The sequence below is a fragment of the Nostoc sp. TCL26-01 genome, from assembly GCF_013393945.1.
In the GTDB taxonomy this organism is placed as follows: Bacteria; Cyanobacteriota; Cyanobacteriia; order Cyanobacteriales; family Nostocaceae; genus Trichormus.
Window position 1 is genome coordinate 5050504 of sequence record NZ_CP040297.1, and the last position, 14923, is coordinate 5065426.

The window sequence follows — 14923 nt, forward strand, 5'->3', positions numbered from 1 at the left end:
GGCTTAAGCTTTGCTTATCGCCATCTCCCGTAGGTTGGCTGGAACACAGTGGAACCCAGCAAATCCTATTAGTAAAACAGAAAATATTTCTACTATAAATGCCTCTAAAACTCTAGAACAAAATTAATTGTTAATATTTTTTCTATATTGAATCATTCTCTACAATTCATATTATCTCTCGTTGGGTTACGGCACAATATTAATTACTCATTGTGTTTCCAAGATACTACTTGTGCCTCCAACGCCACTTCACTCAAGTCGGGGAACCCGCCCACGTGAGTGGCTCCCCAACCTTGTATCTTAAGAGAAGTAGTAGACCGTCCCAACCTTGGTCATCATAGACCGCTTTGTAGCAAGGGTCACTACAAAAATCTCTCTCACTCATTCCCTCACTCCCTCACTCAGCACGGGCTGCATCGCCCCGCTTCCGCTCTAGGCGCAGCCATGCCCGTTCGCGTAGCGTCTCCTTGAGGAGAAGGACTTTACAGCACTCATTACTCACTCATCACTCGTTTAAATTATTCGATCTAGCAAGTTAATCACTCGCTGTTCAAACTCTGATATGTTAATGCGTCCTTTGGTGAGAAAGAGTGTTTGTCCGAGTTTTAGTTTTTGGCGATCGCTCTCATCTAAATCACGAGCTGTGTAAACTACTAATGGCACATGGCACATCTTTTGATGCTGGCGTAACCAATCTACCACAGCAAAACCGTCACATTCTGGTAATCCTAAATCTAGCACCAACAAATCAGGGATCAGGTTTTGGCTAACTTGTATAGCTTCTCGTCCTGTTTGGGCAGAGAAAGTAGTTGTACCGTGGCGATTAAACATGGCAATTAACACTTGTGCCAAATCTGGATCGTCTTCTACTATTAGTACCTTAATATTTTGTTGTGGTTTGGCTGTAGCTTTTTCTAAAGCTTGACACAATAAATTCACGTTTGGCGGTTTGATAATCCAAGCACTCACGTCATCGGGAATACTATGACTCGTTTCCGGTGAAACACCACTGAGGATAATCACGGGAATATTTTGAGTCTGTGGTTGCTGTTTGAGAATGGCTAAGGTTTCCCAACCATCCATCTCTGGCATCACTAAGTTGAGTAAGATCACATCAGGCTGGTTTAATGTTGCTTGTTCTATTGCTTCTTGTCCTGATGCGACTGTCATCACCCTGTAACCTTGCCGTTCTAGCATAGTTTTCACAACAGCCCGAACTGAGGGATCATCGTCACATTGCAGTATTAAAGGGTGTGGGGGGGGAGAGGAATAAATGATCTCCTTGTCCCTGTCCCCTTCTTTCATTTTGAATTTTGTTAGCGCAGCGTTAGCGAGTCCGCGAGCGTCATTTTGAATTTTGAATTGATTTGTCCCCTCATCGTCTTCTCCTGAAACAATTGGTAGGGTGAAGAAAAAAGTGCTACCTTCGCCCAAGGTGCTTTCAGCCCAGATTTCTCCTCCGTGATGGTGTAAGATGCTGCGACAAATCGCTAAACCTAAACCTGTACCTCCTTTTTGCCGAGAGTCTGAGGCATCAACTTGTCCAAAACGTTCAAAGATGGATTGAAGTTTATTATCTGGGATACCCCGGCCTTGGTCTTTGACTCGAAATAGAACATAACGTTTTTCGCTGATGTTGTTGGCAAGAGGAGTCGTCAATTCTTTGCCCTGATTGATTCCTCGGTTAGTTTTGTGCTGATTTTCCCCAGTTATTAATTCACCACTCACTGAAACAATAGAACCTGGAGGTGAAAATTTAATGGCATTACTCAAGAGGTTGGTAAAAACTTGGATAATGCGATCAGGATCAGCCCAGAGGTGAGCCGATACTGATGAAACAGATATTTTTACCTCGGCTTGTTCTGCCATTTCAGCGATAATTTCGAGCGATTGATTCATTAAATCGGCAGCATTACAAGTTTGAGGGGTGATTTGGACTTTACCTGACTCAATGCGCTCAATATCGAGGATGTCATTGATGAGACGAACTAATCTATCTGTATTATTCGCTGCAATATTTAACATTCTTTGGGCATCTTCAGAATCGGCTCTTAGAACACCACTTGCCAGCAAATCTAACGCACCAGAAATGGAAGTGAGGGGAGTACGCAATTCATGGCTAACTACTGAGACAAATTCATCTTTGAGCCTTTCGACTTCTCGGCGATCGCTAATATCTTTCATGAAGCAATAATGCCCAATGAATCGCTGTTGTTGATCATAAGCTGTAATCATCACTACTTGTTTATCAAACACTGAACCATCTTTACGGATGGCTCTAGCTTCTAGTTCGACTTTGCCATTTTTCAACATCTGTTGATAAGCAGCAATCATCTTGTCCATATCTTCTGGATGGACAGTCACAGGCCATTCCATGCCAATCATTTCTTCTGGTTGATAACCTGCTGTGTTGGCATAGGCTGGATTGACTTTGATGTAATGCCCTTGTGTATCTAACTGCGATATACCCTCTACTGCACTCTCTAAAGCTTTGCTTAAATGACGTAGTTCTTCTTCTGCTCGTTTGATCGTGGTAATATCACTACCAATACCCAAAAAACCTGTAATATTGTTCTCAGCATCATACAAAGGTGTCACTGACAACAGCACTGGGAAGCGGGAACCATCTTTGCGAATATAAGACCATTCTCTTTCTGCAATTTGTCCTAGTCGAGATTTGGCCACAAATGTCTCAAATCCAGGCTCAATCTCTATCCCCAGTTCTTGAGATACCTCTTTTGATGCTTGGACTACTTCATCCCAATCGTGGATGATAATCGGCGTTTTTTTACCAACTACTTCTTGGGGTGTGTATCCTAAAAACTTCTGAGCAGCAGCATTAAATGTCATAATAATGCCGTCTTTTGTTGTGGAAATAATTGTGTAGTTGGCACTATCTAAAATGGCTTGTTGTAGCCTTGTAGTGTCTCTGAGTTCCGACTCAATGCGCTGACGCTCTTTGATTTCCGCTTGTAATGCTGCGTTAGACTCGACTATCTCTGTAGTACGTTCTTGGACACGTAGTTCTAACTCATCATAGGCTTGACGTAATGCAGCTTCGGCTTGTTTGCGACTGGTAACATCACGACCTTCGGGTATCAATAATACTACTTGCCCAGTTTCATCAAACACAGGTTTGAGGGAAAAGTCAATCGTGGCAAATCTATCACCAGCACCTCTGATATCTACTTGATAACGGACAAATTCTCCACAAGCAGCTTGAGCGATCGCATTTTTTAATTGATTTTGTGTTTCTAGGGAAAATGTCCACCAGTCAGTTTCCCAAAACGGTTTCCCCATGACATCAGCTTCAGTAATGCCCGCAAAATTAAGCGCAGTTTGATTCGCTTCTAAAAGTATGCCATTGGGTTGTAATAGCCCTATCATTTGAAAGGTTTGGTCAAAGATAGCCCGAAATCTTCTCTCACTCTCACGCAGCGCCTGTTCTGCTATTTGACGTTCACTAATTTGTTGTTGCAGTTTTTGATTTGCAGCTTCTAGCTCTGCTGTACCAGGCAATTCCAGCGCTTTTGGCACAATATCCACTAAAATAAATGCTGTATACAGCGAAATCACCGCCGTAATTGCTTTAATCAACCCAGATAGCCAATAAGTAGGATACCAAAGCGTCCACACATTCATAATGTGAGTAGTGCCACAAGCAACAATAAAAGCACCAAAGAGTAACAAAATCCTGATAAAAGGAAAATCTTGACGCTGCTTGACAAAATAAAACAACGTCAAAGGAATCGAGTAATAAGCCAGCGCAATTATAGTGTCAGATAACAAATGTAACCACACCAACCCTGGATTCCACAGATAGCAATGCCCATGCGGCACAAAAGGACTGGAAATAAAAATTGAGTGTAATAGTTCTAACATATAGGTTTTTAAGAGTGCTGAGTGAGAGAGTGATGAGTGCTGAGTGAGGGAGTGCTGTTAGCGGTAGCGGGGCGTTTAGCCCGTGCTGAGTGAGGGACAAGAAGAGAATCTGTTGACCAATGACTAATGACTATTGACCATTGACTATTGACTAACCACTCGATTTCTACCCATTACTTTTGCTTCATTTAGTACTTTATCGGCTGCTTGGTAGAGTGCTTTGAGATTGTCTCCGGCTTGGGGATATTCCACAACTGCGGCGGTAAAAGTGGCGTGGAAAGTTTGCGTATTACCTGTAGTAAATTCCATTTGGCGAAAACTTTTTAGCACCTCTACAAGTCTACGTACTCCTTCAAGTCTGGTCATCCCAGCCATACCGACGATAAACTCTGTACCTCCCCAACGTCCGACTACATCTTGAGCATGGAACATTTGCCGTAACAATTCTCCTAGTCGAGATAAGACGCGATCGCCAACGACATGACTATACTGATAATTAATTTGCTTCAATTCATCTAGTTGGACAATAGCAAAGCAGAGGGGCTGATGATGTTCATGGCTCCATTGCAGATAGCGATTTAAATCTTGTGTAGATTTGCGGCGATTGGCTACTAGCGTTAAGGTGTCGATTTCTGCTAGATTCTTTAACCATCTTGTCCGTTCTAAGCGGTTGAGAATCCTTGTCATTAATTCTGGTTCAACAATGGGTTTACTAATGTAGTCATCAGCCCCAGCCGCAAATACTTGATGTCTTGTAACTGTATCACCGTGAGCCGTGAGAAATAAAACTGGTATGTTGCTCCACTGCGGTTCATTGCGAATAACTTGGCATAATTCTATACCGCTAACCCCCGGCATTTCCACATCCAAAATTAATAGTTCTGGTTCTGCCAGTTCCAGGGCTTCTAAAAAGCGTAGAGGATTATCTAAGGTGTATACTTTTAAACCCCAAGGACTCAGTAATTTTTGCAGTGCCGTCAGTATTTGCGGATCGTCATCTACAACCATGACCCTGGCTTCTGTAGCACGAGATTGCTGTAATATTTGATTGACTGTTTCTAAAACTTGCATTGGCGCTATGGGTTTTTGTAACACGCCTCGTCCACCCAAACGGGCAATTTTTACCCGATCTAACAGACTACCTTGAGTAGTCAGCACGACAACTGGTACAGGAGGTGTTAAGTAGCTCAGTTCGGTGATTAAATTCAGCGCTTCTTGTGGCGCATCGACAGCAAGATTCATCAGGACAAAGCTGGGGGAATTTTCAGCAATTAATTGCCTAGCAGCGATCGCATCGGGGGCAATTTGTACCCTCAAACCCCAAGTATTCGTTTCTCTCTCTAACTGTTCCCCAAATTCCTGATCCTGATCAATAATCAACAGTAAAGGACGTTCATCTACTAATTTATTGCCAACAAATAGTTTCGTTTTATACCCAGTTTTTAACTGTTGTAATTCTTGGCGCAATGCTGTTACTACTTGTCCCAAATGCTGTTTTGCTGGGGCTTTCAAGGTATTGCCCTGTTCTAACAAGGATTCTGTTTCTTGAGCGAGACGAGAACCTGTATCAGAACCAAACATTCCCAGGGAACCAACTAATTTATGTGCTTCTAGTTTGGCTTGCGATCGCACTTTCTCGCTCAGTTTACTTTGTAGCAATTTACTAGCAGCTTGCTCAATCACACTTACCCTTTCTTCTAGTTTCTCCACTACCTCTTGCCAAACTTGACTGACTCCCGTCACTAGCTGATTTGGCATCCCAGAGGAAAAACTCATGACTTTGTCTACTGAGTGTTCTGGTACTTCTATCTCTGGAGGTTCTTCTTTTTTAACTGTAGGTGTTAACTTAAGCCGATACCCAATTCCATAAACCGTGTCGATGGGATCTTCAGTTACACCCGCAGCTTTCAGCTTTTGCCGCAATCCTTTGATATGGGATCTAACTGTATCTTCTGTTGGTGGTTCTTCAAATGACCATAAATGGTCTATCAAAGCACTACAACTGAATATGCGGTGATTGTTACGCAGAAAAAGTTCTAAAAGACCGTATTCTTTTGGTGTCAGGTGTAATATATTACTATCACAACTTACCTCACACGTACTGGGGTCAAGTTGGAGGTTTTGCCACTCCAATAGCGGTGGTAAAGCTGAACCACCACGACGTAATAAAGCTCGAATTCGTGCTAATAATTCTTGGAAATCAAAAGGTTTGGCAACATAATCATCTGCACCAGCATCTAAGCCAGTCACCTTAATGGTGCTGGTGTCTTGGGCAGTTATTAACAGAATTGGTGTTTGATTACCACTCGCTCGTAATCGCCGACATAAACTAAGTCCGTCCAGTTTAGGCAATACTAAATCTAGCAAAATTAAGTCATAAGTAAATAACTCAGCTAAATCCCAGCCTTCCTGTCCATCCTTGGCAAAATCAACGGCATAATGTTGACTTGTCAGCGATTTGATCAGTGATTCAGCAACAAGTTCATCGTCTTCTACTAAAAGGATTCTCATAGCGGTTAATCACCGCGAATCAGTATCTAATCAATTGTAAAAAAAATAAATAACTCTATGTAAAGACTGTAGGAAAGTTACATCATCAGGCTAACTCACTTTACCTCATGACTAATTTGTAATTCGTAATACTCGCCAAAGGCGAGAAGCAAGCTACGTAATTTATGAAGCTTCGCGTGTCAGCTGTCATGTATCATTGGCTGCATTTATCTACCAATAGGCATCTGGTGAAAATGAATGTAGAGACGTTGCACTGCAAAGTCTCTACAAGGATTTCGGGCAACGTAGAATTAATTTCTACCAGATGTCTAATCCCGTCAAATAACTGATCTAAAAATAGTCTGTGCAATCTTCCCAGCAGCAGATCAGTAAAATACGGTATACTTACAAGCCTACTGGACTCTTAAAAAGTGATTTTTTGGGCGATCGCTTTTAAACAAAAACTTTTTAACTTACTCAAAACCTCAACCTTTTTTATCTTTCCCTGGGGAATAAGTTCATGATCAGTAGATTCTTGTAGTGGTAATTCCCAGACATCACATATTTCATCTTTTTGCTGATCTGATAATTCGAGATCATGTGGTAAATGAGCCTGCTGCCCAAATAACCAATCCTCTCCATCTAATAATTCTCTTTCTGTGTCATGAAACATATATTTACCATTAAGGCAGAATGCGATCGCTATCGCGTTCACCCACCCCCAAAAGTAACTTTATATACCTGTTGAAGCTGTACTTATACGACAGTTGTCTGGAAGAAGCGGTTAGCGGGGCGCGCCAGTCCGAGGTTTTCGCGCAGTGTCTTGCCTTCATACTCTTTGCGGAAGATACCGCGCCGTTGGAGTTCTGGCACAACGTTGTCTACAAAATCATCCAATCCTTCAGGCAGAAAAGGGAACATGATGTTAAAACCATCAGAACCTTCCTCCAATAGCCATTGTTCCATCTCATCGGCGATCGCTTGTGGTGTGCCGACGAAAGCCAGCCCCCCGTAACTACCAATGCGTTGCGCCAGTTGTCGAATAGTCAAATTCTCACGTTGCGCTAGGGCTATTACTCTTTCTCGTGAAGAATGACCAGCATTAGTCGGTGGGATTTCGGGCAAGGGGCCATCCGGATCAAAACCCGACACGTTGTAGCCAAGCGCACCATTGAGGCTAGCAATCCCACTGTCATAATGTACTAGGCTATCCAAATAAAGACGCTTGGCGTGTGCTTCGGCGATAGTTTCCCCTACGATAACTAAAGCTCCTGGCAGGATTTTTATACTCTCAGGGTCACGTCCAATTGCCCTGGCGCGTCCCTTAATATCTGCAAATAAAGCCTTACCAGCCTCCAGATTACCAGCAGGTGCAAACACAGCCTCGGCGGTTTCGGCAGCTAATTGCCGTCCGGCTTCGGATGCACCAGCCTGAACGATTACTGGCCAGCCTTGGACAGGTCTAGCAATGTTCAATGGCCCCCGCACTGAGAGATATTTTCCCTGATGGTTGAGAACGTGAAGCTTGTCAGGGTCGAAATAGATCCCTGCTTCCACGTCTCGAATAAACGCATCGTCAGCAAAGGAATCCCAAAGACCTGTGACAACATCATAAAATTCTCTAGCCCGCCGATAGCGTTCATCATGTTCTATCTCTTCTTCTAAACCAAAGTTAAGTGCTGCGTCTGGATTGGTTGTGGTGACGATGTTCCAGCCAGCGCGACCACCACTGATATGGTCGAGGGAGGCGAAGCGGCGAGCAATGTGGTAAGGCTGGTCATAGGTTGTAGAAGCGGTAGCTACTAGTCCGATGTGTTCGGTGACGGTAGCGAGGGCAGAAAGCAGAGTAAATGGCTCAAATGAGGTGACAGTATGACTGCGTTTCAGGGCGTTGATTGGCATATTTAGCACCGCTAAGTGATCTGCCATAAAGAATGCGTCAAACTTGCCCTGTTCTAGTTTTTGGATGAATTTTTTCAGTGCTGAGAAGTTGAAATTAGCATCAGGCAAAGCCCCAGGATAACGCCAAGCCCCTGTATGTATGCTTACTGGACGCATGAATGCACCAAGTTTCAATTGCTTCGCTTTGCTCATTATTCCTCCGTATTATCAATATCAGGGTAAAACTGTTCCCTGTCCTCGCTATCAGACTTTTTCAGCAGGCCAACTAAATCAGGCTCTTGGCTCGTGAATAACTAGCATCACGAGGTTCAAGAGGATGGTTCATTACGCCGCAGTTACCGTAAACAGGAATCCAAATCCCATAGCGTAGTTCAGACATAGCTTTCTCGAACCTTTGTAGTCGGCATTAAAACTTTACTTTTGTAGCTGAAGTATTCTACGTTAAATCGGTAGATTTGTAGTAGTATTTTATGAGATTTGCATATATGAGGATAAAAAACAAGGGAGTAGGTAGATTCTGTATTTCCCCAGTTCCTATTTAATTAATCTGGAGATAGACAATGTCAAAACCACGCTACGGTATTTGGTCGCCTGTTGGGGGTAACTTTGGCCCTCTCAATGCGCCAGATGAACTGATTGATGCTAGTTATGAAGTTGATTTACCGAAACGCTAAATATAAGATTCTAAAGTTTTCCTAGCTTTATTCAATAGATATGACTTTTGCACAGGCTTGTGTTCTGTTTCCGATTTCCTGGGTGTGCGGAGCCTTAAATTCTGTTGCGGGTGGAGGCGGGATAATCACCTTTCCAACTCTCATACTTGTTGGTTTATCTCCCATCAGTGCGAATGCAACAAGCACAGTCATTTCCTGGCCAGGTCATATTGTAGGTGTTGCTGCCTACCGCAAAGAATTGCAGAATCATCTGCGTCTCTCTTGGCTTTTGAGTGGCGTGAGTTTAGTTGGTGGAATATTGGGTGCAATATTGCTTCTTTACACTCCAACTGCAACATTCGATCGACTTGTACCGTATCTACTACTGGTATCCATGTTGCTCTTTACTTTCGGCAATTCCATTACGACTCGCTTACAGAGCAATCCTACAGAAGTAGACCAAGCCAACTGGTATCATCTGCTGAAAGTAGCTTTTATCTTTTTTTTTGTTGCTGTTTATGGTGGATTTTACGGTTTAGGCATTAGTTTTTTGATCCTTGCTACTCTACAAATACTGGGAATAAAGCAAATACATGAGATGAATGCTCTGAAACTGTTGTTAATTAGTTGTACCTATGGTTTTGCGGTTATTACATTTGTGTTAGCTGGAATTGTTGCTTGGCCACAAGCGCTACTAATGATGGCAGGATCGGTGACAGGAGGTTACAGTGGCGCTTACTATGCCCGTAAGTTAGACCCAAAGTGGGTGAAGCGGTTTGTAACGGTTGTTGGTTTTGCAATGACCTCCTACTTCTTCTTCAAGAAATAGTGATGTCAACAAGAAGGGTGTAGGGGATGAAGACGGCTGTCCCTAAAAGATTTTTGCGCCACAACCGTTTCAGCCAGATAGAAAATTAACTTGCACTACTTATTGTTAGAAAAACTAATAATTAGAGTATGATACTATTTGTGATGTGCTGTACATACTCTTTGTAAATATCATGCAAACTTAGACAAAGCAGCATTGATTAGTCACAAACAAATTAGCGATAACTCAGTTATCGCTACCGCTAACGCAATTCAATCAACAAAAAAACAGATAAGCAAAACACGCCAGTATAGTAGCTCATTGTCGAAGATGGCATTAATGACGAATTACTAGCAGAAATGCAAGCGTGTAGATTTTGCCTGTAGAAGCCATTCGCAGTAACAAAGTATGAAACTGACTGCCAAGCAGGAGGAAAAGGAATTGCTAACAGAAAATGAACTACAACTAAGTGCTGATGTGCTGGTAATTGGTGGCGGCCCTGCTGCTGCGTGGGCAGCATGGGCAGCAGCATCTCAAGGTGTCAAAGTCATCATTGCTGATAAAGGTTTTCTGGGTACAAGCGGTGCAGCTGCGGCCAGTGGCAATGGGATTATGGCTCCTTCTCCGGAGAATTGGGACAAAGTTGTATCAGAGCGTTATCGCGCAGGAAAAGAGCTAGCTAACTTACGTTGGATTGAGCGTGTCATCGAAAAAACTTGGCTCAGTTTGCCCCTAGTAGAAACATGGGGCTATCGGTTTCCCAAGGAAAATGGGGAATCTGTGCGCATGAGTTATTATGGCCCAGAATATATGCGGGTAATGCGGAAAAACCTGTTGCGTTCTGGTGTGCAGATTCTCGACCAAAGTCCGGCTTTAGAGCTTTTATTGGCTGAAGACGGCTCAGTGGCAGGAGCAAGAGGTGTGCAACGGCAGCACCATCGTACCTATACCGTTCGTGCTGGTGCGGTGGTCTTGGCAAATGGTGGTTGTGCGTTCTTGAGTAAAGCCTTAGGTTGCAATACTAATACAGGTGATGGACTGCTGATGGCAGTAGAAGCTGGTGGTGAACTTTCCAGTATGGAAGCGTCCAATCACTATGCAATTTCGACGGCTTTTAATGCTACGGTGACGAGGGGTGTTCCTTTTGGCTGGGCTAGTTATACTGATGAGGCAGGTAACGATCTTGGTGGTTATATCAATGGTCGTCGCGATCCTGGGTTCCTCCCTGATGCTCTGACGAAAGGTTCCGTTTATGCTCGTTTAGATCAAGCTACACCTGAAGTTAAAGCAGTGATTGAAAAGTCTCATTTCATCGCTTTTCTACCATATAAAAAAGCTGGCATTGATCCCTATACGGAGCGAGTACCTGTAACCCTGATTTTAGAAGGTACAGTCCGAGGTACGGGTGGAATTCGGATTGTCAATGATCATTGTGCGACAAAAGTGCCTGGACTTTTTGCGGCTGGTGATGCAGCATCGCGGGAGTTTTTAGCAGGGTTAGCTTCTGGTGGTGGTGGCCCTAATGCTGCTTGGGCAATCTCTACAGGACAATGGGCTGGAGAAGGCGCTGCTGCTTTTGCCAAGAGTCTGGGCGCACGTGCAAATGAAAGGGTTGCACGTGCAGCTGGTCAAGTGGGATTGCGCTCAAACTCTCCTGCGTCTCAAAAATTTGATAGTGAGGAGATTGTAAGCGGTGTCCAAGCGCAGATGTTCCCGTTAGAGAAAAATTACTGGCGTTCTGAGCAAAAACTTCTCGATTCTCTTGCCAAACTAGAAGTTCTGTGGCAACAGGTACAAAAAAGTCCCAAACAAGATACTGTGCGCGATATAGAATTTTCTCGTCGGGCCGTTGCGCTCACAGCTGTAGCGAGATGGGCATATTTTAGTGCTTTACACCGCACGGAAACTCGCAGCGAACATATCCGCGTAGACTATCTCCAGACTGATCCCCACCAACGTTATTATCAAGCCACAGGCGGCTTAGATAAGCTATGGGTACGGCGTGATTGGATTACGGATACTCTGGCCTCAGCACCATTACAAACAACTCAAACTACACCTGTTGTATCAAATTTGTAGCAGGAGCAATATCATGATTGAGCTTGTCAGCCATAAACTCTGTATTAATTGCAATCTGTGCGTTCAAGTTTGTCCTACTAATGTCTTTGATGCAGTTCCCGACGAACCACCTGTAATTGCCCGTAAAGAAGATTGTCAAACTTGTTTTATGTGTGAGGCATATTGTCCGGCGGATGCGCTTTATGTTGCCCCCCAATCTCATACCGAGGTTGCAGTCAATGAAGATAAGTTAATTGAAAGTGGCATTATGGGTGAATATCGTCGGATATTGGGTTGGGGATATGGTAGAAAAAATAATAGTGAATTAGATACTGCTCATAAACTACGTCAATTGCCACGCCCTTATCAAAGTTAATTCCATTAGGGTGAAGAGGCGATCGCAATTTATCTTCAGCAATATCCAGAGGCGTTTTGAGTTACGTATACTTTACTTCCTCAGTACTTGTATTGTAACTGTAACTGGGCAATGATCTATAATTAAACCACGGTAAATCTATCGATTTATCGTGGTTTTAGCTTCCTGACGCAATCATTCGGAAGAACCTTTTAGTGATGATGCGATCGCCATCTTCTATAATTGGGTGAAAGTTTCTGAAACTCAACAAAAATTCATCGCTAAAAAGTTTTTTTATCTGAAATGCTGGAACTAATTACCCCAACTTACAATTTACATTTAGAGTTTCTCGATCTGGTTGCTGAATATCAGCAAGCTGGTGAGTTTCGTATGTTCGATCAAAATAACTTGACGTTAATCCAGGAAGATTTTTCAACCTATATTCAATATTTAGAAAATAATTCCCAAGGTATTAATTTAAAGCCGGGTTTTGTGCCGGCGACAAATTTTTGGTTAGTGATGAACAGTAAAATAATTCTAGGCGAAAGCCAATTGCGTCACTGGCTAGTACCTACTTTAGAACATCGAGGAGGACATATTGGATATATGATTCGTCCTCTCCAGAGAAGTAAAGGATATGGTACAACAATACTCGCTATGACTTTAGAGAAAGCTAAAAATATGGGATTAAGTCGCGTTCTTTTGACTTGTGACCAGGATAATCTTGCTTCTGCCCGTATAATTCAGAAAAATCAAGGTAAATTAACAAGTGAGGGATTATGGGAAAATTCGGACAAAGTAATTTCTCGTTATTGGATTGATTTATGACAAATTTATTTGAGCTTGATAAAATTACAATGGGTTATTCAGCAATAATTTTTGATTTAGATAATACACTGTTGAACTTTGAGCTATGCGAACGTCAAGCCATTCTTGATGCGTTAGAAGTTTGTGCAATATCTTTAGATTTACATGAAATAAGTGAAACTACTTTTTTGCAAGTGTTTGAAACTTATAACTCACAGTATTGGAGACAACGAGATGTGTTTTCTCCTCATAAAATAATTGAGATGTCTTATCAAAGTACACTTGCTCATTTAAAAATAAAAACAGATAAAACTAACCATCTTAGTCAAAGCTTTTGGCATATTTTCAATAATTCAGCTATAACAGAACCCGATGTAGATGAAGTGCTAACTTTTCTCGCACCCAGTTATCGATTAGCCGTCATCACAAACGGTTTTGTATCAGCACAAGTACCCAGAATGAAAGCTGCGGGAATTGACCACTTTTTCCAGGAAATTGTAGTTTCGGAAGCAATTGGGTTTGCTAAACCATCTCCTGAAATATTTCATCATACGTTATCAAAATTAGATTTAAAACCAGCACAAGTACTTTACGTTGGGGATTCTCTCAATCATGACTATGCGGGAGCAATGCAAGTGAATATTGATTTTTGCTATTACAACAGAAAAAATCTAGCTTTAGCACCAGAAGTTAAACCAAAATTTATGATAAACAAACTCTTAAAATTGCTGGAATTATTTAAATAATTAATTTTGGTTGAAACCTATTTAAAAGATGTGAGCAGCAGATTTAAGTACTGGAGAATGGACTAAAAAATATGGAGATATTCACAATTTGACAGAGATTGATTTAGGCTATCGTTTCATCCGCGCCACGGTGGATAATTAAATAATTATAATTTAAAGTTATGACAAATAAGATCACTGTAGGCAAGCAAATTAAAATTAGACAAGCTGATATTAGAGACGCACAACGAATTACGAATCTTTGTGAACAACTTGGATATTCCGTGACAAATCAACAAACAGAGCAGCGACTTACTAAAATTCAAAATAATGATGCTCATATTGTATATGTTGCCACTTTAGAAAATGAATATGTTATTGGTTGGGCGCACGCTCATGTTAGTGATTTATTAGTTATTCCCACTCAAGCGATGCTTTTAGGGTTAGTTGTTGACAAAGATTATCGGCACAAGGGAATTGGACGTATTTTAATGCAACAAATTGAACAATGGGCTTCTCTAGTTGGATGTGAAGCCGTTATATTACGTTCTAATGTTAGACGCAAAGAGGCACATTTATTTTATGAAAAAATTGGCTACATCAATATAAAACAGTCTTTAGCTTTTCAGAAACAATTGCTTTAGTAAAAATATGCAGTTAATAGAAACCTTTTCTACACCTCGTTTATTTGCCGAACGCTTACGTTTTCAACATTTGCATGAACTTTATCATATGCACCAAAATACACAAGTGATGGCAACTTTAGGTGGTGTTTATTCTAGCGAAGCAACAAGACTTTTCATTTTCAATAACTTGCATCATTGGCAATGTTTTGGATTCGGTTTGTGGGTATTTCGAGACAAAGTTAACAATCAGTTTGTCGGTCGTGCTGGTCTTCGGAATACCAATATAGAAGGCAATGATGAGGTAGAATTAGCTTACGCTGTGATAGCTAAATTCTGGGGTAAAGGTTTAGCAACAGAAATGGGTGCAGAAATATTAAAAATTGGTTTGGAAATACTCAAGTTACCGGAGATAATTTGCTTGACTCTAACGACTAACAAAGCGTCACAAAGAGTTATGGAAAAGTTGGGTTTTCAATACGATCGCCAAATTGTCCATGCAAGTTTACCCCATTTATTATATCGCTTAACAATTAGCGATCGCTCTCCATGAATTTGGGGTTGTTTCCCCAAGCCTCAGTGCGCTATCATCCCTTGAGAAACCCTCTGGCAGCGCTGTC

Annotated in this window: 11 protein-coding genes; 7 read left to right on the forward strand and 4 right to left on the reverse strand. The window is 42.0% G+C overall.

The features are described from left to right. Nucleotides 1–513: 513 nt before the first annotated feature. The 4 genes from FD725_RS21855 to FD725_RS21870 all read right to left on the reverse strand — a co-directional run bounded on the left by FD725_RS21855 (nucleotide 514) and on the right by FD725_RS21870 (nucleotide 8466). Nucleotides 514–3882 (reverse strand): PAS domain S-box protein, encoded by a 3369-nt coding sequence (locus FD725_RS21855; RefSeq protein ID WP_179050092.1) that lies wholly within the window; start codon nucleotides 3880–3882, stop codon nucleotides 514–516. A 144-nt stretch (nucleotides 3883–4026) separates the two neighbouring features. Next, complete coding sequence (locus FD725_RS21860; RefSeq protein WP_179050093.1) at nucleotides 4027–6393, reverse strand: response regulator; 2367 nt, start codon at nucleotides 6391–6393, stop codon at nucleotides 4027–4029. 403 nt (nucleotides 6394–6796) lie between these two features. Beyond that, nucleotides 6797–7045 carry a hypothetical protein gene (locus tag FD725_RS21865; RefSeq protein ID WP_179050094.1) on the reverse strand — a complete coding sequence of 83 codons (249 nt, stop codon included), beginning with the start codon at nucleotides 7043–7045 and terminating at the stop codon, nucleotides 6797–6799. Between the two features lie 83 nt (nucleotides 7046–7128). Further along, a complete protein-coding gene (locus FD725_RS21870; RefSeq protein ID WP_179050095.1) occupies nucleotides 7129–8466 on the reverse strand; it encodes an LLM class flavin-dependent oxidoreductase in 1338 nt (445 codons plus the stop codon). A 522-nt stretch (nucleotides 8467–8988) separates the two neighbouring features. Here FD725_RS21870 and FD725_RS21875 point away from each other — a divergent pair. The 7 genes from FD725_RS21875 (at nucleotide 8989) to FD725_RS21905 (ending at nucleotide 14856) form a co-directional block, all read left to right on the forward strand. After that, nucleotides 8989–9756, forward strand: a complete 768-nt coding sequence (locus tag FD725_RS21875) for a sulfite exporter TauE/SafE family protein (protein WP_179050096.1) — start codon at nucleotides 8989–8991, stop codon at nucleotides 9754–9756. A 387-nt stretch (nucleotides 9757–10143) separates the two neighbouring features. Further along, nucleotides 10144–11814 (forward strand): FAD-binding protein, encoded by a 1671-nt coding sequence (locus FD725_RS21880; RefSeq protein ID WP_179050097.1) that lies wholly within the window; start codon nucleotides 10144–10146, stop codon nucleotides 11812–11814. A gap of 13 nt (nucleotides 11815–11827) precedes the next feature. Beyond that, nucleotides 11828–12169 carry a ferredoxin family protein gene (locus tag FD725_RS21885; RefSeq protein ID WP_179050098.1) on the forward strand — a complete coding sequence of 114 codons (342 nt, stop codon included), beginning with the start codon at nucleotides 11828–11830 and terminating at the stop codon, nucleotides 12167–12169. A 282-nt stretch (nucleotides 12170–12451) separates the two neighbouring features. Continuing rightward, nucleotides 12452–12976 (forward strand): GNAT family N-acetyltransferase, encoded by a 525-nt coding sequence (locus FD725_RS21890; protein ID WP_179050099.1) that lies wholly within the window; start codon nucleotides 12452–12454, stop codon nucleotides 12974–12976. Then, nucleotides 12973–13701, forward strand: a complete 729-nt coding sequence (locus FD725_RS21895) for an HAD family hydrolase (RefSeq protein ID WP_256871698.1) — start codon at nucleotides 12973–12975, stop codon at nucleotides 13699–13701. The genes FD725_RS21890 and FD725_RS21895 overlap by 4 nt, the downstream gene beginning before the upstream one ends. Nucleotides 13702–13862: 161 nt before the next feature. Then, on the forward strand, nucleotides 13863–14324 hold the full coding sequence (locus FD725_RS21900) for a GNAT family N-acetyltransferase (RefSeq protein WP_179050100.1): 462 nt from the start codon (nucleotides 13863–13865) through the stop codon (nucleotides 14322–14324). A 7-nt stretch (nucleotides 14325–14331) separates the two neighbouring features. Further along, nucleotides 14332–14856, forward strand: a complete 525-nt coding sequence (locus FD725_RS21905) for a GNAT family N-acetyltransferase (RefSeq protein WP_179050101.1) — start codon at nucleotides 14332–14334, stop codon at nucleotides 14854–14856. The last annotated feature ends 67 nt before the right edge of the window (nucleotides 14857–14923 follow it).

What these genes read in the sequence shown, in the direction of transcription:
- FD725_RS21890 (WP_179050099.1), top strand. Translation starts at nt 12,452, where the DNA reads ATGCTGGAACTAATTACCCCAACTTACAATTTACATTTAGAGTTTCTC.
- FD725_RS21885 (WP_179050098.1), top strand. Translation starts at nt 11,828, where the DNA reads ATGATTGAGCTTGTCAGCCATAAACTCTGTATTAATTGCAATCTGTGC.
- FD725_RS21860 (WP_179050093.1), bottom strand. Translation starts at nt 6,393, where the DNA reads ATGAGAATCCTTTTAGTAGAAGACGATGAACTTGTTGCTGAATCACTG.
- FD725_RS21875 (WP_179050096.1), top strand. Translation starts at nt 8,989, where the DNA reads ATGACTTTTGCACAGGCTTGTGTTCTGTTTCCGATTTCCTGGGTGTGC.
- FD725_RS21900 (WP_179050100.1), top strand. Translation starts at nt 13,863, where the DNA reads ATGACAAATAAGATCACTGTAGGCAAGCAAATTAAAATTAGACAAGCT.
- FD725_RS21905 (WP_179050101.1), top strand. Translation starts at nt 14,332, where the DNA reads ATGCAGTTAATAGAAACCTTTTCTACACCTCGTTTATTTGCCGAACGC.
- FD725_RS21855 (WP_179050092.1), bottom strand. Translation starts at nt 3,882, where the DNA reads ATGTTAGAACTATTACACTCAATTTTTATTTCCAGTCCTTTTGTGCCG.
- FD725_RS21865 (WP_179050094.1), bottom strand. Translation starts at nt 7,045, where the DNA reads ATGTTTCATGACACAGAAAGAGAATTATTAGATGGAGAGGATTGGTTA.
- FD725_RS21870 (WP_179050095.1), bottom strand. Translation starts at nt 8,466, where the DNA reads ATGAGCAAAGCGAAGCAATTGAAACTTGGTGCATTCATGCGTCCAGTA.
- FD725_RS21880 (WP_179050097.1), top strand. Translation starts at nt 10,144, where the DNA reads ATGAAACTGACTGCCAAGCAGGAGGAAAAGGAATTGCTAACAGAAAAT.
- FD725_RS21895 (WP_256871698.1), top strand. Translation starts at nt 12,973, where the DNA reads ATGACAAATTTATTTGAGCTTGATAAAATTACAATGGGTTATTCAGCA.